The organism is Pseudomonas sp. THAF187a (assembly GCF_009363395.1).
Taxonomy (GTDB): domain Bacteria; phylum Pseudomonadota; class Gammaproteobacteria; order Pseudomonadales; family Pseudomonadaceae; genus Aquipseudomonas; species Aquipseudomonas khazarica.
The window spans coordinates 186,482-206,854 of record NZ_CP045349.1 but is presented as its reverse complement, the minus strand read 5'-3'; the positions used below and the strand labels follow the sequence as shown (position 1 = coordinate 206,854).

At 66.8% G+C, this 20,373-nt stretch carries 20 protein-coding genes; 10 read left to right on the top strand and 10 right to left on the bottom strand.

Features of this window, described 5'->3' with window-relative positions; all coding sequences use genetic code 11:
- The first annotated feature begins 214 nt into the window (after positions 1 to 214).
- The 10 genes from glcD to FIV02_RS00915 all read left to right on the top strand — a co-directional run bounded on the left by glcD (position 215) and on the right by FIV02_RS00915 (position 11,850).
- Entirely contained in the window at positions 215 to 1,714 is a 1,500-nt protein-coding gene (gene glcD / locus FIV02_RS00960) for a glycolate oxidase subunit GlcD (protein ID WP_037057103.1), read from the top strand.
- On the top strand, positions 1,714 to 2,769 hold the full coding sequence (glcE, locus tag FIV02_RS00955) for a glycolate oxidase subunit GlcE (protein ID WP_152487549.1): 1,056 nt from the start codon (positions 1,714 to 1,716) through the stop codon (positions 2,767 to 2,769). Before glcD ends, glcE begins: the two co-directional genes overlap by 1 nt.
- A 3-nt stretch (positions 2,770 to 2,772) precedes the next feature.
- A complete protein-coding gene (gene glcF, locus FIV02_RS00950; RefSeq protein WP_152487548.1) occupies positions 2,773 to 3,990 on the top strand; it encodes a glycolate oxidase subunit GlcF in 1,218 nt (405 codons plus the stop codon).
- A 97-nt stretch (positions 3,991 to 4,087) separates the two neighbouring features.
- Positions 4,088 to 4,486: a heme-binding protein gene (locus tag FIV02_RS00945; RefSeq protein ID WP_037057107.1), complete on the top strand. Its 399-nt coding sequence runs from the start codon at positions 4,088 to 4,090 to the stop codon at positions 4,484 to 4,486.
- A gap of 130 nt (positions 4,487 to 4,616) precedes the next feature.
- Positions 4,617 to 6,794: a malate synthase G gene (locus FIV02_RS00940; RefSeq protein ID WP_152487547.1), complete on the top strand. Its 2,178-nt coding sequence runs from the start codon at positions 4,617 to 4,619 to the stop codon at positions 6,792 to 6,794.
- 268 nt (positions 6,795 to 7,062) lie between these two features.
- Positions 7,063 to 8,763, top strand: a complete 1,701-nt coding sequence (locus FIV02_RS00935; protein WP_037053858.1) for an L-lactate permease — start codon at positions 7,063 to 7,065, stop codon at positions 8,761 to 8,763.
- A gap of 140 nt (positions 8,764 to 8,903) precedes the next feature.
- Complete coding sequence (locus tag FIV02_RS00930) at positions 8,904 to 9,071, top strand: rubredoxin (RefSeq protein WP_003242223.1); 168 nt, start codon at positions 8,904 to 8,906, stop codon at positions 9,069 to 9,071.
- A 259-nt stretch (positions 9,072 to 9,330) separates the two neighbouring features.
- The gene (gene lafA / locus FIV02_RS00925) at positions 9,331 to 10,212 is read left to right on the top strand and encodes a lateral flagellin LafA (RefSeq protein WP_037053859.1); all 882 of its coding nucleotides are present in this window, start codon (positions 9,331 to 9,333) and stop codon (positions 10,210 to 10,212) included.
- A gap of 337 nt (positions 10,213 to 10,549) precedes the next feature.
- Positions 10,550 to 11,386 carry a winged helix-turn-helix domain-containing protein gene (locus tag FIV02_RS00920; protein WP_152487546.1) on the top strand — a complete coding sequence of 279 codons (837 nt, stop codon included), beginning with the start codon at positions 10,550 to 10,552 and terminating at the stop codon, positions 11,384 to 11,386.
- A complete protein-coding gene (locus FIV02_RS00915) occupies positions 11,383 to 11,850 on the top strand; it encodes a hypothetical protein (RefSeq protein ID WP_037053864.1) in 468 nt (155 codons plus the stop codon). Before FIV02_RS00920 ends, FIV02_RS00915 begins: the two co-directional genes overlap by 4 nt.
- Positions 11,851 to 11,858: 8 nt before the next feature.
- Here the strand turns inward: FIV02_RS00915 and FIV02_RS00910 are convergent, their stop codons facing one another.
- The 10 genes from FIV02_RS00910 to FIV02_RS00865 all read right to left on the bottom strand — a co-directional run bounded on the left by FIV02_RS00910 (position 11,859) and on the right by FIV02_RS00865 (position 20,348).
- Positions 11,859 to 12,800 carry a flagellar motor protein MotB gene (locus tag FIV02_RS00910; RefSeq protein ID WP_037053866.1) on the bottom strand — a complete coding sequence of 314 codons (942 nt, stop codon included), beginning with the start codon at positions 12,798 to 12,800 and terminating at the stop codon, positions 11,859 to 11,861.
- The gene (gene motA, locus FIV02_RS00905) at positions 12,797 to 13,669 is read right to left on the bottom strand and encodes a flagellar motor stator protein MotA (RefSeq protein WP_037053869.1); all 873 of its coding nucleotides are present in this window, start codon (positions 13,667 to 13,669) and stop codon (positions 12,797 to 12,799) included. The genes FIV02_RS00910 and motA overlap by 4 nt, the downstream gene beginning before the upstream one ends.
- A 1-nt stretch (position 13,670) precedes the next feature.
- A complete protein-coding gene (locus FIV02_RS00900; RefSeq protein WP_152487545.1) occupies positions 13,671 to 14,405 on the bottom strand; it encodes a FliA/WhiG family RNA polymerase sigma factor in 735 nt (244 codons plus the stop codon).
- Positions 14,406 to 14,421: 16 nt separating this feature from the next.
- Positions 14,422 to 14,892 carry a flagellar basal body-associated FliL family protein gene (locus FIV02_RS00895; RefSeq protein WP_152487544.1) on the bottom strand — a complete coding sequence of 157 codons (471 nt, stop codon included), beginning with the start codon at positions 14,890 to 14,892 and terminating at the stop codon, positions 14,422 to 14,424.
- Positions 14,893 to 14,918: 26 nt separating this feature from the next.
- Positions 14,919 to 16,001, bottom strand: coding sequence for a flagellar hook-length control protein FliK (locus FIV02_RS00890; RefSeq protein WP_152487543.1), 1,083 nt, complete (start codon positions 15,999 to 16,001; stop codon positions 14,919 to 14,921).
- 3 nt (positions 16,002 to 16,004) lie between these two features.
- The gene (locus tag FIV02_RS00885) at positions 16,005 to 16,322 is read right to left on the bottom strand and encodes a hypothetical protein (RefSeq protein ID WP_047586045.1); all 318 of its coding nucleotides are present in this window, start codon (positions 16,320 to 16,322) and stop codon (positions 16,005 to 16,007) included.
- Entirely contained in the window at positions 16,306 to 16,704 is a 399-nt protein-coding gene (gene fliS / locus FIV02_RS00880) for a flagellar export chaperone FliS (protein ID WP_011920495.1), read from the bottom strand. Before fliS ends, FIV02_RS00885 begins: the two co-directional genes overlap by 17 nt.
- Positions 16,704 to 17,999 (bottom strand): flagellar filament capping protein FliD, encoded by a 1,296-nt coding sequence (gene fliD, locus FIV02_RS00875; protein ID WP_150607482.1) that lies wholly within the window; start codon positions 17,997 to 17,999, stop codon positions 16,704 to 16,706. The genes fliS and fliD overlap by 1 nt, the downstream gene beginning before the upstream one ends.
- 412 nt (positions 18,000 to 18,411) lie before the next feature.
- Positions 18,412 to 19,308 carry a peptidoglycan DD-metalloendopeptidase family protein gene (locus tag FIV02_RS00870; protein ID WP_152487542.1) on the bottom strand — a complete coding sequence of 299 codons (897 nt, stop codon included), beginning with the start codon at positions 19,306 to 19,308 and terminating at the stop codon, positions 18,412 to 18,414.
- 131 nt (positions 19,309 to 19,439) lie between these two features.
- Positions 19,440 to 20,348, bottom strand: coding sequence for a response regulator (locus FIV02_RS00865; RefSeq protein ID WP_037053891.1), 909 nt, complete (start codon positions 20,346 to 20,348; stop codon positions 19,440 to 19,442).
- Between the last annotated feature and the right edge of the window lie 25 nt (positions 20,349 to 20,373).

Sequence of the window (20,373 nt, the reverse complement as noted above, 5' to 3'; positions counted from 1 at the left end):
TACCAGTTTTACAGCGCAGTCCGATCCACCCCGGATCGGCCAGCAGGGCGCTAGAGAATAAGCGCTTTAGCCATGTTGATGTGAAAGCCTGGAGAAAGAAACTGGTCCTACCAGCAGGAAAGACGGTGGACTGGCGAGCGAACGCAAGCTGAATATGCGGCCCATGGTCGCAGCATGACCGCCCATAAAAACAACGTTCACGATTGAGCCTGCCATGAGCATTCTGTACGACGAGCGCGTCGACGGCGCGCTGCCCAAGGTCGACAAGGCCGCCCTGCTGGCGGAATTGCAGCAGCGTCTGCCCGACCTCGACATCCTCCATACCCGCGAGGACCTCAAGCCTTACGAGTGCGATGGCCTGTCCGCCTATCGCACCACCCCCATGCTGGTGGTGTTGCCCGAGCGCATCGAGCAGGTGCAGCAGTTGCTGCAGCTGTGCTACGCCCGCAACGTCCCGGTGGTCGCCCGTGGTGCCGGCACCGGCCTGTCCGGCGGCGCCCTGCCACTGGAGCAGGGCATCCTGTTGGTGATGGCGCGCTTCAACCAGATTCTCGAGATCAACCGCGAAGGGCGCTTCGCCCGTGTGCAACCGGGCGTACGCAACCTGGCGATCTCGCAGGCGGCGGCGCCGTTCGACCTCTACTACGCCCCGGACCCCTCCTCGCAGATCGCCTGCTCCATCGGTGGCAACGTCGCCGAGAACGCCGGTGGCGTGCACTGCCTGAAATACGGCCTGACCGTGCACAACCTGCTCAAGGTGGAAATCCTCACCGTCGAAGGCGAGTTCATGACCCTCGGCAGCGATGCCCTGGACGCGCCCGGCTTCGACCTGCTGGCACTGTTCACCGGCTCCGAGGGCATGCTCGGCATCGTCACCGAGGTGACCGTCAAGCTGCTGCCGAAACCGCAGGTGGCCAAGGTGCTGCTGGCGGCCTTCGACTCGGTGGAAAAGGCCGGTCGCGCCGTGGGCGACATCATCGCCGCCGGCATCATCCCCGGCGGCCTGGAGATGATGGACAACCTGGCCATCCGCGCTGCGGAAGATTTCATCCACGCCGGCTACCCGGTAGACGCCGAAGCCATCCTGCTGTGCGAGCTCGACGGCGTCGAGGCCGACGTGGCCGACGACTGCGAGCGCGTCGGCGAGGTGCTGCAGAAGGCCGGCGCCACCGAAGTGCGCCTGGCCCGCGACGAAGCCGAGCGCGTGAAATTCTGGGCCGGACGCAAGAACGCCTTCCCGGCGGTCGGGCGCATCTCGCCGGACTACTACTGCATGGACGGCACCATCCCGCGCCGCGAGCTGCCCGGGGTCCTGCGCGGCATCGCCGAGCTCTCCGAGGAGTACGGCCTGCGCGTGGCCAACGTGTTCCATGCCGGCGACGGCAACATGCACCCGCTGATCCTCTTCGATGCCAACGTGCCCGGCGAGCTGGAGCGGGCCGAGGCCGTCGGCGGCAAGATCCTCGAACTGTGCGTCAAGGTCGGCGGCAACATCACCGGCGAACACGGCGTCGGGCGCGAGAAGATCAACCAGATGTGCGCGCAGTTCAACAGCGACGAGATCACCCTGTTCCACGCTGTGAAGGCCGCGTTCGACCCGGCAGGCCTGCTCAATCCGGGCAAGAACATCCCCACCCTGCACCGCTGCGCCGAGTTCGGCTCCATGCACGTGCACCACGGCCAACTGCCCTTCCCGGAACTGGAGCGCTTCTGATGTCGCATGATTTCGATGCCAGCGCCGCGTTGCTGGAACAGGTCAACCACGCACTCAACAGTGCCACGCCGCTGCGCATCCAGGGCAGCGGCAGCAAGGCCCATCTGGGCCGGGCCACCACCGGCGAGGTGCTCGACACCCGCACGCACCGGGGCATTGTCAGCTACGACCCGACCGAGCTGGTGCTGACCGCCCGTGCCGGCACCCCCTTGAGCGAGATCGAGGCGGCGCTGGATGCCAACCAGCAGATGCTGCCGTGCGAACCGCCGCACCTGGGCAACGGCGCCACCCTAGGCGGCATGGTCGCCAGCGGCCTGTCCGGCCCGCGCCGGCCCTGGGCCGGATCGGTGCGCGACCAGGTGCTGGGCACCCGCGTGATCACCGGTCAGGGCAAGCTGCTGCGCTTCGGTGGCGAGGTGATGAAGAACGTCGCCGGCTACGACCTGTCGCGCCTGCTGGCCGGCAGCTTCGGCTGCCTCGGCCTGCTCGCCGAAGTGTCGCTCAAGGTACTGCCCAAGCCGCGCCAGGTGCTCAGCTTGCGCCTCGAGGTGGACGCCCGGCACGCGCTGAACAAGCTCGCCGAGTGGGGCCAGCAGCCGCTGCCGATCAGTGCCGCCAGCCACGACGGCCAGGCCCTGCACCTGCGCCTGGAAGGCGGTGAGGGTTCGGTCCAGGCCGCACGCCAGCGCCTGGGTGGCGACGAGATCGACAGTGCCTACTGGCTGGACCTGCGCGAACAGCGCCTGCCGTTCTTCGCCGGCACGGGTGCGCTGTGGCGCCTGTCGCTGCCGACCAACAGCGGCCTGCTCGACCTGCCCGGCCAGCAGCTGATCGACTGGGGCGGCGCGCAGCGCTGGCTCAAGTCCGATGCCAGCGGCGAGCTGATCCAGCGCACGCTGGCCGAGGCCGGCGGCCATGCCACCTGCTTCGTCGCCGGTCAGGAGCAGCCCTTCCAGCCGCTGCCGGCCCCGCTGCTGCGCTACCAGCGCCAGCTCAAGAACCAGCTCGACCCCCAGGGCATCTTCAACCCTGGCCGCATGTACGCCGAGGTATAAGACGTGCAGACAAACCTGAGTGAACAAGCCAAGCGTCTGCCGCGCGCCGAAGAGGCCGAGCGCATCCTGCGTTCCTGCGTGCACTGCGGCTTCTGCAATGCCACCTGCCCGACCTACCAGCTGCTCGGCGACGAGCTGGACGGCCCGCGCGGACGTATCTACCTGATCAAGCAGATGCTCGAAGGCGGCGAAGTCACCGCCAAGACCCAGGAGCACCTGGACCGCTGCCTGACCTGCCGCAACTGCGAAACCACCTGCCCCTCCGGCGTGCAGTACCACAACCTGCTCGACATCGGTCGCGAAGTCGCCGAGCAGCAGGTGCCGCGCCCGCTCAACCAGCAGCTGCTGCGTCAGGGCCTGCGCACCGTGGTGCCCCGCCCGGCGCTGTTCAAGGCCCTGACCCAGACCGGCCTGGCCCTGCGCCCGCTGCTGCCGGCGGCGCTCAAGGCCAAGCTGCCGCGTGAAGTGCGCCCGGCCAAGCCGCGCCCGAGCGAGCGCCACACGCGCCGCGTGCTGATGCTCGAAGGCTGCGTGCAGCCGGGACTGTCGCCCAATACCAATGCCGCCACCGCGCGCGTGCTGGACCGTCTCGGCATCAGCGTCACGCCGATCCGCGAGGCCGGCTGCTGCGGCGCCGTCGACTACCACCTCAATGCCCAGGAAGCGGGCCTGAACCGCGCCCGGCAGAACATCGATGCCTGGTGGCCGACGATCGAAGCCGGCGCCGAAGCCATCGTGCAGACCGCCAGCGGCTGCGGCGCCTTCGTCAAGGACTACGGCCACCTGCTCGCCGGCGACCCGGCCTACGCGGACAAGGCGGCGCGGGTCAGCGCCCTGGCCAAGGACCTGGTCGAGGTGCTGCAGGGCGAAGCCCTGGAGCAGTTGCAGGTCCGCGCCGAACAGCGCCTGGCCTTCCATTGCCCCTGCACCCTGCAGCATGCGCAGAAGCTCGGCGGCGCGGTGGAGGCGGTGCTCGGCCGCCTGGGCTTCGGCCTCACCGCGGTGCCCGACGGGCACCTGTGCTGCGGTTCGGCCGGTACCTATTCGCTGACCCAGCCGGAGCTGTCGCGCCAGCTGCGCGACAACAAGCTCAATGCCCTGGAGAGCGGCAAGCCGGACGCCATCGTCACCGCCAACATCGGTTGCCAGACCCACCTGGACGGCGCCGGGCGCACGCCGGTGCGGCACTGGATCGAGATCGTCGAAGAGGCGATGGGCTGACCATCACAGCAAACGCAGCCCGGATGAAATCCGGGAGAACCAACACCCTGAACCCGGATTGCATCCGGGCTACGAAACCACGAACACGAGGTCCGTCATGCAACACAAAGCCGTACTCAGCCAGACCGAAGTCAGCCAGATCATCGCCGCCGCCCGTAGCGAAGCGCAGCAACAGGGCTGGGCAGTCGCCATCGCCGTGGTCGATGACGGCGGCCACCCGCTCGCCATGGAGCGCCTTGACGGCTGCGCGCCGATCGGCGCCTACATCGCCACCGAGAAGGCCCGCAGCGCTGCCATCGGCCGTCGCGAGACCAAGGGTTACGAGGACATGGTCAACGGCGGCCGCACCGCCTTCATCAGCGCCCCGCTGATCACCTCGCTGGAAGGTGGCGTGCCGGTCGTGGTCGAGGGCCAGGTGGTCGGCGCCGTCGGCGTGTCCGGGGTCAAGGCCGAACAGGACGCGCAGGTGGCCAAGGCGGGCATCGCTGCCCTTTGAACATGCGGCGTAGCCGCCAACGGATGACCTTCTCCCCCGGGGGGAAGGTGGCACGCAGTGCCGGAAGAGGGTGTGCCCCTCTCTCCTCTTTCGATGAAAGAGGAATGCAGACAGACAGGAGAACAGGAAAATGACCGAACGCGTGCAATGTCAGCGCCTGCAGGTAGCCGCCGAGCTCAAGCAGTTCATCGAAAACGAAGTGCTGCCCGGCAGCGGTATCGAAGCCGCGGCCTTCTGGAGCGGCTTCGACGCCCTGGTTCACGACCTGGCACCGCACAACCGTGTGCTGCTGGCCGAGCGTGACCGCCTGCAGGCCGAGCTGGACACCTGGCATCGCGCCAACCCCGGCCCGGTTCGCGACATGGCCGCCTACCGCGCCTTCCTCGAGTCCATCGGTTACCTGCTGCCGCAGCCGCAGACCGTCAAGGCCAGCACCGCCAACGTCGACAGCGAGATCACCAGCCAGGCCGGCCCGCAGCTGGTGGTGCCGGTGATGAACGCCCGCTACGCGCTGAACGCCGCCAACGCCCGCTGGGGTTCGCTGTACGATGCCCTGTACGGCACCGACGCGATCAGCGAGGACGGCGGCGCCAGCAAGGGGCCGGGTTACAACGAGGTACGCGGCGCCAAGGTGATCGCCTTCGCCCGTGCCTTCCTCGACCAGGCCGCGCCGCTGGCCAAGGGCTCGCACGCCGACGCCAGTGCCTATGCCGTGGTCGCCGGCCAGCTGCAGGTGACCCTGGGCAGCGCCGAGCAGACTTCCCTGGCGCAGCCGGAGAAATTCCTCGGCCACCAGGGCGAGGCCGCCACGCCGAGCGCCGTGCTGCTGAAGAACAACGGCCTGCACTTCGAGATCCAGATCGACGCCAGCAGCGCCATCGGCCGTACCGACGCCGCTGGCGTCAAGGACGTGCTGATGGAAGCGGCACTGTCGACCATCATGGATTGCGAAGACTCGGTCGCCGCCGTCGACGCCGCCGACAAGGTGGTGGTCTACCGCAACTGGCTGGGCCTGATGAAGGGTGACCTGGCCGAGGAACTGGAGAAAGGCGGCAAGCGCATCACCCGCCGTCTCAACCCGGACCGCACCTACAGCGCCGCCGCCGGCGGTGAACTGACCCTGCACGGCCGTTCGCTGCTGTTCGTGCGCAACGTCGGGCACCTGATGAGCAACCCGGCGATTCTCGACGGCGACGGCCAGGAGATTCCGGAAGGCATCCTCGATGCCGTGGTGACCAGCCTGATCGCCCTGCATGACCTCAAGCGTCGCGGCAACTCGCGCACCGGCAGCGTCTACATCGTCAAGCCGAAGATGCACGGCCCGCTGGAAGTGGCCTTCGCCAACGAACTGTTCGGCCGAGTCGAGCAACTGCTGGGCATGCCCGCGGCCACCCTGAAGATGGGCATCATGGACGAGGAGCGCCGCACCAGCGTCAACCTCAAGGCCTGCATCGAGGCCGCCAGCAGCCGCGTGGCCTTCATCAACACCGGCTTCCTCGACCGCACCGGCGACGAGATGCACACGGCCATGGAAGCCGGCGCCATGCTGCGCAAGGGCGACATGAAGTCCAGTGCCTGGATCCAGGCCTATGAGCGCAACAACGTGCTGGTCGGCCTGGCCTGCGGCCTGCGCGGCAAGGCACAGATCGGCAAGGGCATGTGGGCCATGCCGGACCTGATGGCGGCCATGCTCGAACAGAAGATCGGCCATCCCAAGGCCGGTGCCAACACCGCCTGGGTGCCTTCGCCGACCGCCGCCGTGCTGCACGCGCTGCACTACCACCAGGTGGACGTGCAAGCCGTGCAGACCGAGCTGGAGCTGATCGACCTGGCCAGCCAGCGCGACAGCCTGCTGGGCGACCTGCTCAGCGTGCCGGTCAGCGCCGAGCGCCCGTGGAGCGCCAGCGACATCCAGCAGGAACTGGACAACAACTGCCAGGGCATCCTCGGCTACGTGGTGCGCTGGGTCGAGCAAGGCGTCGGCTGCTCCAAGGTGCCGGATATCCACAACGTCGGCCTGATGGAAGACCGCGCCACGCTGCGGATCTCCGCCCAGCACATCGCCAACTGGCTGCATCACGGCGTGGTCGGCGAAGCCCAGGTGCGCGAGACGCTGCAACGCATGGCGCAGGTGGTCGACGGGCAGAACGCCGGCGATGCCGCCTATCGCCCGATGGCCCCCGGTTTCGAGCAGTCCCATGCCTTCCGCGCCGCCTGCGACCTGGTGTTCAAGGGCCGCGAGCAGCCGAGCGGCTACACCGAACCGCTGCTGCACGCCTGGCGCCTGCGCTTCAAAGAGGAGGTCTGAGCGTGGGAGGGGCCATACGCGGCTGCAGCGGGATGCCGCCCAGCCCCTTCTGAAAAATGATTGAGCGCCGTGGATGAACGCCACGGCGCTGTAACAGGCCCTGACGGTTTCCGACCGTCGGGGCTTTCGAGCATGAGCGCGACGGTGGGTGATCCCCGGCGTCGCTGCTCGCGGAATGGTCGGTGCCGTGGCGCCCGGCCACTCCAGATGCGTGGCGCCGGATATCTCCGGAAAACCGTGGTTCACAAGAAAAAGAAGGAACCAACACATGAGTCAAACGCTGCTGTCCATCCTGGCCTTCGTGCCGCTGGTGCTGGCGGGTGTGCTGCTGATCGGCTTCCGCTGGCCAGCCAAGTACGCGATGCCGCTGGTGTTCGTCCTGACCGCCCTGATCGGCCTGCTGGCCTGGGACATGTCCCTCAACCGGGTCATCGCCTCCAGCCTGCAGGGGCTGATCCTCACCGCCTCGATCCTGTGGATCATCTTCGGCGCGATCCTGCTGCTGAACACGCTCAAGCACTCCGGCGGTATCGCGGCGATTCGCCGTGGCTTCTCCAACATCAGCCCTGACCGGCGGGTACAGGCGCTGATCGTCGCCTGGCTGTTCGGCTGCTTCATCGAAGGGGCCTCCGGCTTCGGCACCCCGGCCGCCGTCGCTGCACCGCTGCTGGTCGCCCTCGGCTTCCCGGCGCTGGCAGCCGTGGTGCTGGGCATGATGGTGCAATCCACGCCGGTGTCCTTCGGCGCGGTGGGCACGCCGATCCTGGTGGGCGTCGGCGCCGGCCTGGACAGGACCGGCATCACCGAACAGCTGGCGGCCACCGGCAGCACCTGGGAGACCTTCTTCCACCTGATCTATTCGCGGGTGGCCATCACCCACGGCGTGATCGGCCTGCTGATGCCGCTGATCATGGTGATGATCATGACCCGCTTCTTCGGCAAGAACCGCAGCTGGAAGGAAGGCCTGGCCATCGCGCCGTTCGCCGTCTTCACCGCGCTGTGCTTCTCCCTGCCGTACATGGCGGCCGGCGTGTTCCTCGGCCCGGAATTCCCGTCGATGATCGGCGCCCTGGTCGGCCTGTCCATCGTGGTACCGGCAGCCCGTGCCGGCTTCCTCCTGCCGAAGGAGACCTGGGACTTCGCCGACGCCAAGGACTGGCCGGCCGAGTGGATGGGCAAGATCGAGATGAAACTCGACGAGGTGGCCGGCAAGGCGCCGATCTCCGTGCCCATGGCCTGGGCGCCGTACCTGCTGCTTGCGGTGTTCCTGGTGCTGTCGCGGATCTTCCCCGAACTCAAGGCCGCGCTGATGAGCCTGAGCTTCGGCTGGAAGGACATCCTCGGTGAGACCGGCGTGTCCGGCACCATCGAGCCGCTGTACCTGCCGGGGGGCATCCTGTGCATGGTGGTGCTGGTCACCTTCTTCCTGCACCGCATGCGCTTCTCCGAGCTGAAGGCGGCCGTCGGCGAGTCGAGCAAGACCCTGCTCGGTGCCGGCTTCGTGCTGATCTTCACCATCCCCATGGTGCGTATCCTGATCAACTCCGGGGTCAATGGCGCCGACCTGGTCTCCATGCCGGTGGCCATGGCGCGTCTGGTGGCCGACAGCGTGGGCGGCGTCTATCCGTTCTTCGCCCCGGCCGTGGGTGCCCTGGGCGCGTTCATCGCCGGCTCCAACACCGTGTCCAACCTGATGCTGTCGCAGTTCCAGTTCAACGCTGCCGAGCTGCTGGGCGTGTCCGGGGCGATGATGGTGGCGCTGCAATCGGTGGGCGCTGCGGCGGGCAACATGATCGCCATCCACAACGTGGTAGCGGCCTCGGCGACGGTCGGCCTGCTGGGACGCGAAGGCATCACCCTGCGCAAGACCATCCTACCGACGCTCTACTACCTCGCTGCTGCGGGCTGCATCGCGCTGGTCACCATGTACGTCATGGGTATCAGCGATCCGCTGCTGGCAAGCCGCTAGTCCATGCGCGGGTCGTGCCGGGCACGACCCGACTTTGGTTGGCCTCTGGCAGGCGGCGATTACTGCCTGTCCGCTTGGCGCGTCCGTTCAATTGCGGTAGCGTGCCTCGCGCAAAACCGTGAGATTCACCCGAGGTCGATATGAAGAAGTGGCAATGCGTGGTCTGTGGACTGATTTACGACGAGAGCCAGGGCTGGCCGGACGACGGCATCGCGCCCGGCACCCGCTGGGAAGACGTGCCGGAAGACTGGCTGTGCCCTGACTGCGGCGTCGGCAAGATGGACTTCGAGATGATCGAGATCGGCTGATCACGTGTCATTTCAACGAACGGCGACCCTCGGGTCGCCGTTTTCATTTCACCCTGCCAGGCGCCGCCAGCAGGCCCCGCAAACGCGACACAGCCACCTCGCGGCCCAGCAGCCTCCTGGCGTGGAGCCCGCGCCAGAGCCTTCGCCGGCCGTCCCGCAGAAAAATCGTCAACGCCATTTAAGCAGCGTCAAAAGCCGGTCGCCCTTCACTTACAGCAGGCAATCACAGCCAGCTTCACTCAACTGAAGGAATCTCATCATGGCTCTGTCGATTCATACCAACTACTCCTCGCTGATCACTCAGACCAACCTGTCCAAGACCAACAACGCCCTGGGCACCAACCAGCAGCGTCTGGGCACCGGTTTCCGCATCAACTCCGCTGCCGACGACGCCGCCGGCCTGCAGATCGCTACCCGTCTGAACGCTCAATCGCGTGGTATGGACGTGGCCATCCGCAACACCAGCGACGCCGTTTCGCTGCTGCAGACCGCCGAAGGCGCCTTCAGCGAAATGACCGACATCGTGCAGCGCATGAAAGACCTCTCCACCCAGGCGGCGAACGACACCAACAGCGCAGACGACCGTCTGGCCCTCTCGGCCGAGTTCAACGAACTGGGCAAAGAGCTGGCCAACATCATGACCAACACCAAGTACGCGGGTGAGGCCCTGTTCGACATCGCCGGTACCGGCGGCAAGTTCGGCACCGCTGGCGGCATGAGCTTCCAGATCGGCGCCAGCGCCACCGAAACCCTGGCCCTGGACGTCAGCGCCGACGTCGGCACCCTGACCGCCGCCCTGGGCGCGCTGAACACCCAGTTCGCCGCTGCTCCGGCCGCCGACCAGAAGCTCGAGACCCAGGCCGGCGCCAACGGCGCGATCACCCTGGCCGAGACCGCTCTGGACGAGATCGGTGCACTGCGTGCCCAGTTCGGCGCCAACATCAACCGCCTGAACCACACCGCCAACAACCTCGGCAACATGAAGGACAACACCGACATGGCCAAGGGTCGCATCATGGATGCCGACTTCGCCAAGGAAAGCGCCAGCATGAGCAAGAACTCCATGCTCCTGCAGTCGGGCATCTCCATGCTCAAGCAAGCCGGCCAGATGCCGGGCATGGTCATGTCCCTGCTGGGCTGATCCCGCGTCATCCAGGCGCAACGGATGGCGCCACCCCCTCCAACGCCCCGTACTCACGGGGCGTTTCTCGTTACGGCCTGAGCCCCGGCAACGCGCATCGCCAGCGTGCAACCGTCATCAAACGACGGGATGCTGAAATGACCGTCACGCCACCTGCCGACTGCATCGACTTCGCCCACGAAGCAGCTAGCATAGAACTGAGCACGGCCTGTGCGAGGCCGCTCGGTCAGCTCGTGACTGGCACAAGACTTGCCACTGCATTTCCCTGACGCCAGAATGCTGACCATCCGTCGCCCGGACGTTTCCAGCCGGAAATGTCGCTCGCTCTAAGGACCGCATGAACTCCAGCCCCGACACGCCGCCCACCGAGCCGGGAAGCACCATCGCCTGCCAGGTCATCAGGACCGGGCGCAGTGACTGCTACGCGCACTTCTATCCGGCGCTGTATCAGCTGACGCTGGCCAAGAGCGGTATCGAAGAGAAGATCGACCTCGGCTACTCCGGTAGCCGCCTGCTCGAGCGCCTGCTGCAGAAGCCGGGCGAGGTCGTCTCGCGCGAGGAGCTGATGAACCATGCCTGGGCCGACCGGGTAGTGGGCCAGGGCAGCCTGAACCAGCAGATCTATACCCTGCGCCAGGTGCTGGGCGACGAGAAAAGCCGCGAGATCATCCAGACCCTGCCGCGCCGCGGCTACCTGCTCAACCCCAATCACCTGGTCGTGCCGTCAGCCAGCGATGCCGCCGACCCGTCCGGCGAGGCGCCCGACGTGCCAGCCGCGCCACCCGCCTTCCTGCGGCGCCACAGTCGTCAACGCGCTTCCTGGCTGATCCTGCTCAGCCTGTTCAGCATCATCGGCATCGCGCTGTTCCTGACGCTGTACCGGATCAGCCAGCCAGACGACCTGTACAGCAGCGAGATGACCCAGGGGCCCCTCAACGTGCGTTACATCGACCAGAACCCGCAGCGCCTGCAGCAACTCATCCTGCACACCCATGGCCTGACCAGCCGCCTCACGGCACTGGCCAGCGCGCAGTCCGAGCTGGTGCTGCGCCTGAGTGGTGGCTTCTACGAGCTGCTCTGCCTGCAACCGGGGAGCGGCGCACGCTCGCTGATGCTGCATGAAAGCCAGCTGGGTCAGGTGGCCGATGCCCAACTGAGCAGATGCCTGCCATGAGCCGCTGCAGGCAACTCGGCATCAGCGGCGTGTGGCTGCTGAGCATGTTCGCCACGGCCCTGGCGATGCTCCTGGGCATGCTCGCGCTGTGGCTCAGCTTCAGCTCCAGCGCGGAGCTCGACGGCCGCTACCAGTCCAGCGGCCAGGTCCAGCTGAGCAACGGCAAGGTGCTCGACATCAGCCACAGCCTGCAGGTCAACAATGGGCGTTTCTACGCCATGACCCGCCAGGGCGACAGCATCCTGGAGACCTCGGGGACGGTCGACTACGGCTTCCTCGGCAACTACCGCCTGCGCGTCGAGGATGGCCAGGTCACCGGCCTGGCCAGCGAGGTCGACGACGAGCTGGTGTTCAACCTGCTCTACGGTCGGCACAAGGGCTCGACCATCCGCCTGACCCGCCTCGACGGCTGCCTCTACGCCCTGGAAACCCGCCAGTTCTACTGCCCGGCGCGCCACCTGTAGCGCCGCACTCACGACTCCGGCGTGCTCAGCCGCGCACCCTCGGCGCGGTATTCCACACGCACCTGCGTGTCGCCGAACAGCTCGCGGTACAGGCCCTCGGCCTGGCTGGTCAGCAACAGCAGCTCGATGCGCCGGTTGGCGCCGTTCTCCGGGTCATCGGGCAGCAGCGGCATGCCATCGGCCTGCGCCGTCACCTGCAGCACCGCGCGGGTCGGCAGGCCGGCCTCGACCAGCACGTTGCGCGCGCGCAGGGCACGATCACCCGACAGGTTCCAGTTGTTGTAGCCGCCGACGATGCCCCGGTAGGGCGTGGCATCGGTGTGGCCGCTGACGATCAGATGGTTGTCGACCTTGGCCAGGATGCCGGCCAGGCGCTTGAGCAGGGTCTCGAAATGCGGGTCCAGGCGCGCGCTGCCACGGGCGAACATGAAGCGCTGCGCATCGTCCTTGATCAGAATGCGCAGGCCCTGGGGCACCACCTGCACCTCGATGTTGGCCTCGGCATCCAGTTGCAGCGCCAGCGCCTCCATCAGTTGCGCCAGCTCCTGCATCTGCAGCGGCTCGGCGTAGTGCGGCCTGCGCGCCGCGCCAGGCTGGCCATCACCCTGCTCGGCCCCCGGGTCCTCCTGGGGCGTACGCGCCTGGTTGAGGCGGTCCTGGCGCGGGCTGACCTGCACCGGGATACCGTCGAGGTCCAGCGGCGTGGTACTGGTGCCGTCGAAGATGCCGGCGCCGCCATCGACCAGCGGGTTGTTCAGCATGTCCGCATTGGCCCGGCTCTGGTCCTGGGTCTGCGGCTGGATGATCCACAGCACCATGAACAGCGCCATCATGGCCATGGTGAAGTCGGCGAAGGCGACCTTCCAGGCACCACCGTGCTCGTCGTGGCCGCCTTTCTTGCCACGCCGTTTGATGATGATCTCGTGTTCTTCGCCGCCACGCTTCTTCATGCCGCGTCCCTTTCATCCTCGTAGCGGTTGACCCAGGTCTCCAGCTGCTTGAAGGCCGGCTTGACGTCCTGCTCGATCAGCTTGCGCCCGGCATCCACGGCCAGCAGCGTGGGCTTGCCGGCGACGTGGGCGACCAGCGTGGTGCGCACGCACTCGAGTGCCGACAGCTCGGTCTTGATGCGCTGGCTCATGGCGTTGGACAGCGGCTCCATCACGCAGTAGCACATGAAGATGCCGAGGAAGGTCCCGACCAGCGCGGCAGCGACGTGGGCGCCGATCTCGGCCACCGAACCGCCGATGTTGCCCATGGTGATGATGATCCCCATGATCGCCGCGAGGATGCCGAAGCCCGGCATCGCCTCGCCGATCTTGTGCAGCGAACGCGACGGCTGCAGCAGGATGTGCTCCATGGCCTCCAGCTCCTGTTCGAGGAAGCCTTCCAGCTCATGAGCGCTGATCTTGCCCATGGCCATCAGGCGGAAGTTGTCGGCGATGAAGGCCATCAGGTTCTTCTCCTGACGGATCAGCGGGTACTTGGCGAACAGCTCGCTCTGCTCGGGCTCCTCGATGTGCGCGTCGAGTACCTTGAGACCACCGACCTCGACCATCTCCAGCAGCTCGTACAGCAGCATCAGCAGTTGCCGCTGGAACTCCTCGCCGCGCCGCTTGTAGACGAACACGCCCTTGATCTGGTGGCACATCTCCACCAGCACTTCCTTGGGGTTGCCCACCACCAGTGCGCCGAGACCGGCGCCGACGATGATCACCACCTCGGCCGGCTGCCAGAGCATGGCCAGCTCGCCGTGGGCCATGACGTACCCGCCCAGCACGCAGCCGACGATGATCAATGCACCTAGTAACTTCTGCACCCTAGCCTCTCTCGTTCAGGTAGCGGCTGGCCTTGGCGATCGCCTGCTTGCTCAGCTGGCAGACGCGCGCGTCGCTCAGCTCCAGCACCAGGGCGATTTCCTTGAGGCTCAGCTCATGTTGGTAGTAAAGGGTCAGCACCAGCCGCTCGCGCTCGCTGAGCTGGCTCAGCGCCTGGGTCAGCAGGCGCTCCTTGAGCACCCTGTCCTCGACCGCACTGCTGCCACAGGTGAACCCTTCGTGGCCGTTCTGCAGCAGCTCGTCGAGGCTCTCGATGGCCTCGCAGGCGTCGGCCTGGAGGAATTCCTGGTAGTCCTTGGCGCTGATCCCGATGGCCCGGAGGATCTCCTCCTCCTGCGGCACACGACCCAGCTGGCGCGCCAGTTGGCGAATGGCATCGCGGATCTTGTGGGTCTGCTGGCGTACCTGGCGCGGCCGCCAGTCCTGGCGACGCAGCTCGTCGAGGATCGCGCCACGCACGCGCAGCGCGGCGAAGCGGCCGAACTGCTCGTCCGGCGTGCCGTAGCGGCGCAGGCATTCGAGCAGCCCCATCAGGCCGATCTGCTCCATGTCCTCGCGATCGAGTACCTGATTGGCCTGCAACGCCAGCTGGCTGACGATGCGCTTGACCAGCGGCAGGTACTGCATCAGCCATTTCTGCTCGGCCCCGGGGGCGAACAGCGCGGCACCGCCCTGGTCGGCGGCGTAGCGGTAGTCGATGGCGCAGTTGGCGTTCATGGGCAGGCCCTGCTCTCTACTGGACGATCAGCTTGCTGACCAGCACGTTGGCGAACGGCATCGCCAGCTTCTTGCTGGCGAAGTCGTCGAACAGCGCGCTTTCCAGCTTGCCCTGCAATTCGGGGATGGGCATGGCGCGCAGGCTCTCGAAGGTCATCGCCGACAGGTGGGCGACCACCGAGTTGCGCACCATGGGGTCGATCTGCTCGAGCTTCTTCGGGTCGGTCTCGAGGTCGGCCTGCAGCACCAGGTCGAGCACGAAGTAGTGTTCGCGGTTCTCGCCCTGCAGGCTGACGATGACTTTCTCGATGGGGAAGAAGCGATACTCGCTGGTCTGCTGCTCCTCGCCGGCGCCCGCGCTGGAAAGCCCCGGCAGCGGCTGCCCGGACTGCAGCGAGCGCAGCGTGGCGTAGTTGAAGACGGTCCCGCCGACCACCACCAGCGTGTTGAAGATGAGCAGCAGGAGGATGATGCGCGGCATTGTCATGGGGTTCTCGATTCAGGTGCGAAGGGTTAAACGGTGACCAGCACGTCGCTGGTCGAGTCCGGGTTGCGCGGGCCGCTGTCGGCCGTGGTGCTGCTCGCCGCCTGCACCGGCTCCTCGGCCAGCCAGGCCTGGCGCGGCTGGCCTTGCTGACGTCCGCCCTGGGCATCGGCGGAGACCTGCACGTCGACCTGCACGAAGTGCTGCCCGACCAGTTCCTGGCGCAGGCGCTCGCTGGTCTGCTGCAGCAGGCGGGCGACATCGGCGTTGGCCGCGGAAAGCTGCACGCTGAGCCGGCCGGATTCGTGACTGAGGAAGATTTCCAGGCTGCCCAGCTCCGGTGGGTCGAGACGGATGGTGGCGTTCTGGATGCGCTGGTTGATCTGCAGATCGACATGCTCGCGCAGGCTGCCGAGCATCTGCTCGCCCCACTGCGCCTGCGGCGCATGCAGCTTGAGGTGGCGCTCCGTGGTCGGTGCCAGGTTCGCGGGCAGGGAAGCTGGCGCAGTGGCCGTCGCGGTCGCCTTGTCGTCGGCGCTGCCGGTGCCAGGCAGACGCTCGGCAAGACTGGCCTCGAGGCTGTCGTTGGTGGCGAGTGACGCAGCATTCTGCAGCGCAGCGTCCAGCGCCATTGGCGGCATGGGCGCTGTCATGGTCTGGGCAGGCACGGCGGCAGGCACCGGCCGGGCCGCGACCGGGGCCGCAGCGCGCTCGGGCTCGCTCGGCAGGGGTTCACGCGGCACCCGCGCGGGATCGACCGGCAAGGCGGCCAGCTGCGGGTCCTGCTCCTGTTCGTCCGGGCGCGCCGGGGCGTGCTGCGCAGTTTCCGTCGTCTCGCGCGCCTCCACCCGGACCGCCTGCTGCCCGAGCACGCTGGCCAGCCACTGCTCGGCATCGGCCTCGCCGAGACCGAGCGCGATCGGCGCCGGCGCCGGCGCGCTGGCTGGCGGCGCCACGGTCTCGCTTGCGGCGAAGGCATGCAGCGCCATCTGCAGATCGAAGGCCGGCTGTTCGCCGGACGCACTCTGCGCCTGGGCAAAGCCGTTCAGCGAAGGCTCCGCTGCGGCGCCGCCGAGGTCGACTCGCGCATTCGCGTTGATCAGTTGCAGCACCTTCTATCTCCCCTCTTGATACAGATCGACGCGCAGGTAGGCGCTACGCCCTTCGGCGTATTCCAGATGCGTCAGCAGCAGGCGCCGCACGCGCTCGCATTCCTCGGCGCAGGCGACTCGCGCCTGGCCGTGCAGCTGTTGCAGACGCTGCTTGGCCGCACGCGTCTCGTCACTGAGCGACGGCAACCCGGCCAGCAGTTGCAGGCAGGCGCGGATCAGCGCATCGACCTCGCCGATGCGCGCCCAGTCGCCCTGCTCCAGCGCCTCGGCCAGCTGGCCATGCAGCTGCTGCAGGGCGCGCAGTTCACTTGCGCGCTGCATTCACGCCTTCCCAGCCTTCACGCAGCACACCGAGCAGCCCCACCACCTCGTCCAGCCCTTCCAGCGACAGGCTGACGCTGACGTCGGAGAGCCGGTAGATGCAGTAGTCGTAGAGCCGCGCCAGGCCCTGCACCAGCTCGCCACCGTTCTCGTAATCGAGCGCGCTGTTGAGGCCGCCGAGGATGTTCAGGCACTTCTCCAGAGACTGGCCCTTCTGCTGGTAACGCTTGGCCTCGATATGGCCACGGGCACGGGCCAGCTCGTCGAGCAGGCCGTCGAACAGCACCAGCACCAGCTCGTAGGGCGAGGCGGCGGCGGCGCGGGCCTCGAGGTCCACGGTGCGGTAGCTGTCGTAACTTTCGTTGAGGTTGTAGGCACTCATCAGAACATTCCGTAGGTCTGTTCCATCGCCGCCATGGTCTGCATCAGACCGGTGTACTGACGGAGATAGCGGGCGTAGTAGGAGTCGTACTGCTTCTGGATGTTGTCGAACTGCTGATCGACACGACGCAGCTGGGTGTTGAGGGTGTCCTTGCGGTTGGTCAGCAGGCCGCCGGCGCTGCTGGTGTAGACCGCCAGGTTCTTGTCCAGGGTGTCGAGCAGGTTGCCCTTGTCGGTGAACAGCTTCTCGAAGCCTTCCGGGTTGGCCGCCACGGCCTTCTCGAAACGCGCACTGTCGATGGTCAGCTTGCCGCCGCGGTCGGCGACGATGCCGAACTCGGTCAGGCTCACCCCACCGAAGGACGTGCGCACCAGCTGGTTGAGCATGCCTTCGATGGCGCGCACGCTGGCGTCACCGGCCAGGGGCCCACGGCTGCCGCTCTCGCCACCGCTGGCGGTCAGCGAGTCGAAGCTGCTCATCAGGGCATTGAAGGCACTGACGAACGTCTGCGCCTTCTCCTTGGTGGCGCTCTGGTCCTGGGCGATCTCGATGGTCAGCGGGGTGTCGCCCGTCTGGTGAGCCTTGCTGAACGTCAGGCTGACGCCGTCGATGATGTTGGCGAAGGTGTTGCTGCTACTGGTCAGCTCGATACCGGCCTCGCCGCCGAGGCGGACGATGGCGTCCTTGGCCACGGACAGCTCCTGACGCGCGGCCACGGCATTCTCGAATGCCGTGTTGCCGCTGGCGGTCAGGCTGATGGCCTGGTCGGCACCGGTCGTCTCGCTGGTCAGCACCAGGTTGACCTGGCCGTTGCTGCGCACCAGCGTGGCCTTGACCCCGCTGTTGTCAGCCGCGCCGTTGATCGCAGCGGCCAGTTCGTCGAGCGTCGTCACCGCGCCCAGGTCGACGCTGAACGTGTCGCTGCCCTGGCCGATACTCAGGCTGCCGCTGCCCAGGTCGCCGTCCTGCAGGCCCTGCAGGGCGAGCTGGCTCTTGCTGGCCAGCTGCTGGACGAAGAAGTCATAGCTGCCCGCGACCGCCTTGCTGCCGACCGTGGCAGTGGCATAGCCCTCCTGGCTGTAGCTGGCGCTGTTGACCAGCATGCTGCTGCCGGCGAGCTTCAGGCCGCTGGCAGCGCTCTTGAAGCTCTTCAGCGCAGTGTCCAGGGAGCTCAGGGCATTGAGCTGCGCCTTGTAGGCTTCCTGGTTGCGGTTGGCCTTGGCCAACTGCCCCTGAATCTCGTATTGGGCCAGTTGGGTCGCCATGCTCTGTACGTAATCTGAATCGATAGCCATAGTCGGACACCCGTTTTCCTGAGAGATAGCAATAGCGGTGCCAACCAGCCAAGTCGTTGATATTCAAGGACTTGAGCCAACCGCCAGGTGAAAGATCCTTTCCGCTCGCGAGGCAGCGAGCGACAGGCGGAAGGCCGGCTTCCGCTCGCCTGCGCAAAAGGCGGACATGCCCCCTACACAGGCGACGCGGCAGCGGCCCGGCTTAAGGAAAACGCGGTGAATGCAGTGCACTGCGGCCGGGCAAGCCAGCCAGACGCAGGGACGCGCAGGACAGCGCAGAGGGAGGCACTCCAGCCGCGAGCGGGACAATCGCGGATGAATGCGCCGACGAAACCGGGACTGAGGAGCGAGAGAGGACTGCGTTGATGCGTGGGAGGGGCTTCAGCCGCGACCGCCCGCCTGAACCTGCCGCTTACTCGCCGCCAACGGCGAAATTGGGCAGGCTGTTGACCGGCTGGCGGAAGTTGAACGGAATGGATTCGACGGCCAGGCCGACGTTGCGCTGGACCACGAAGTGCAGGTGCGGGCCGGTGCTGTTGCCGGTATTGCCGGAGCGCGCCAGCAGGCTGCCGGTCTCCACCCGCTGCCCCTCGCGCACGCTGACCGAGCCACGCATCAGGTGCAGGTAGACCCCCATGGTGCCGTCGTCATGCAGGATGCGCACGAAGTTGCCGGCAGGGTTGTTGCCGCGTCCGGTCTGCTGGTTCTCGGTCTTCACCACCACCCCACCACGGGCCGCGACGATGGGCGTGCCCTCGGGCATGGCGATATCCACCGCGTAGCGCCCCTTGGCCGTGAAGTGGCTGTAGGTGCCGTTGGCGCCCTGGGTCTGACGGAACGGACCACCCCGCCAGGGCAGTGGATAACGATGGATGCTCGGTTGCAGACGCGGGTCGCCGAGGGCGTAGCGCAGCTTCGGCTTGTAGCGCAGCGGCTTGCCGGCATCCTGCGGCGTCAGGGTGGCGAGACGGATCTTGCTGCGCGGCGGCAGCACCCAGCGAATCGGCTTGCTCGGTGCGCCGATGGCGTTCTTCACCTGCTCCAGCCTGAGCTCGATCTCCACCGGCGCATACAGGTCGTTGCGAATCAGCAGCGTCTCGCCGGCTTCGTGCTTCTTGGTCTCCAGCTTCACCTGGTTGTCCAGGCGCTCGACCATGCGGTCGTTGAACACGAACACCTGGGCACCAGGCGCCGCCTGATCGCTGTAGGTCACCACGCCGTTTGCGTCGACGTACTTGTAAACGGTCAGAGCAGCGGCCTGGCCACAGAGAACCAGCAGACTGCAGAAGATGATCAAACGCCCTAGCATAACGATTCGGATCTTATGGCTTTTTGCTATCCGGATTGAAAAGACTAGCAGCGCGGGAGGGCATGCGCGAGGAAGCAACCGTCAGGCTGTGAACCGGCTCACCGCCGCCGGTCGCTCCGGCGCCGTGCGGATCAGGCGCCCGGAGAGAAATGCTTCTGCGCGGTACCGCGTGCGATCAGCCGCGACAGGTAGTCGAGCTTCTGCGGGTCGCGGTCGACGAAACGGAAGGTCAGTTGCAGCCATTCGCTGTCGGGCTTGGGCTCGAACGCCGCCACGGCATGCAGGTAGCCGTTGAGGCGGGCGGTTTCCGCTGCCTCGCCCTGCTCCAGATCGAGCACCGCGCTTTCCAGTACCTGCGGCAGGACATCGGCGCGCCGCACCACCAGCAGCGCCTCCTTCAGGCTCAGCGCCTTGATCACGCAGGCCATGCTGCCGGATGGCAGGCGCAACTGGCCCTGGCCACGCCCGGCCGGCGCCTTGCTCGCGGCCGCGGGGGCCGGTTTGGCGAAGGCCGCCGCCGGGGCTGGCGCGGCCGGAGTCGGCGCACTGGGCTTGACCACCTCGGCCTTGCCACCGGTGAGTGCGGCCAGCGAATCGTTGGCGAAGCCACCGCCGCTCAGCATCTTGGGCGCAGCGCTGGCGGTGAGCGCCTGCAGCTTGCCGGCGCGGCTCAGGGCCTTCTTCACCTTGGTGACCAGTTGCTCGTTGGAGAACGGCTTGCCGATGTAGTCGGAAACACCGGCCTGGATGGCCTGCACCACGTTTTCCTTGTCACCACGGCTGGTGACCATGATGAACGGCGTGGTTTTCAGGTCGTCCTGCTCACGGCACCAGGTCAGCAGCTCCAGGCCGGACATCTCCGGCATTTCCCAATCGCAGAGGATCAGGTCGACCGCCTGCCGGCCCAACAGCTGCTGGGCCTTGCGACCGTTGACCGCTTCCTCGATCTGTACGCCGGGGAAGTGATCACGCAGCCCTTTCTTGACCAGATCACGGATAAAGGTCGCGTCGTCCACCACCAGCACACTGACTTTGCTCATCGGCCTCTCCTGTACGAATGGCAAT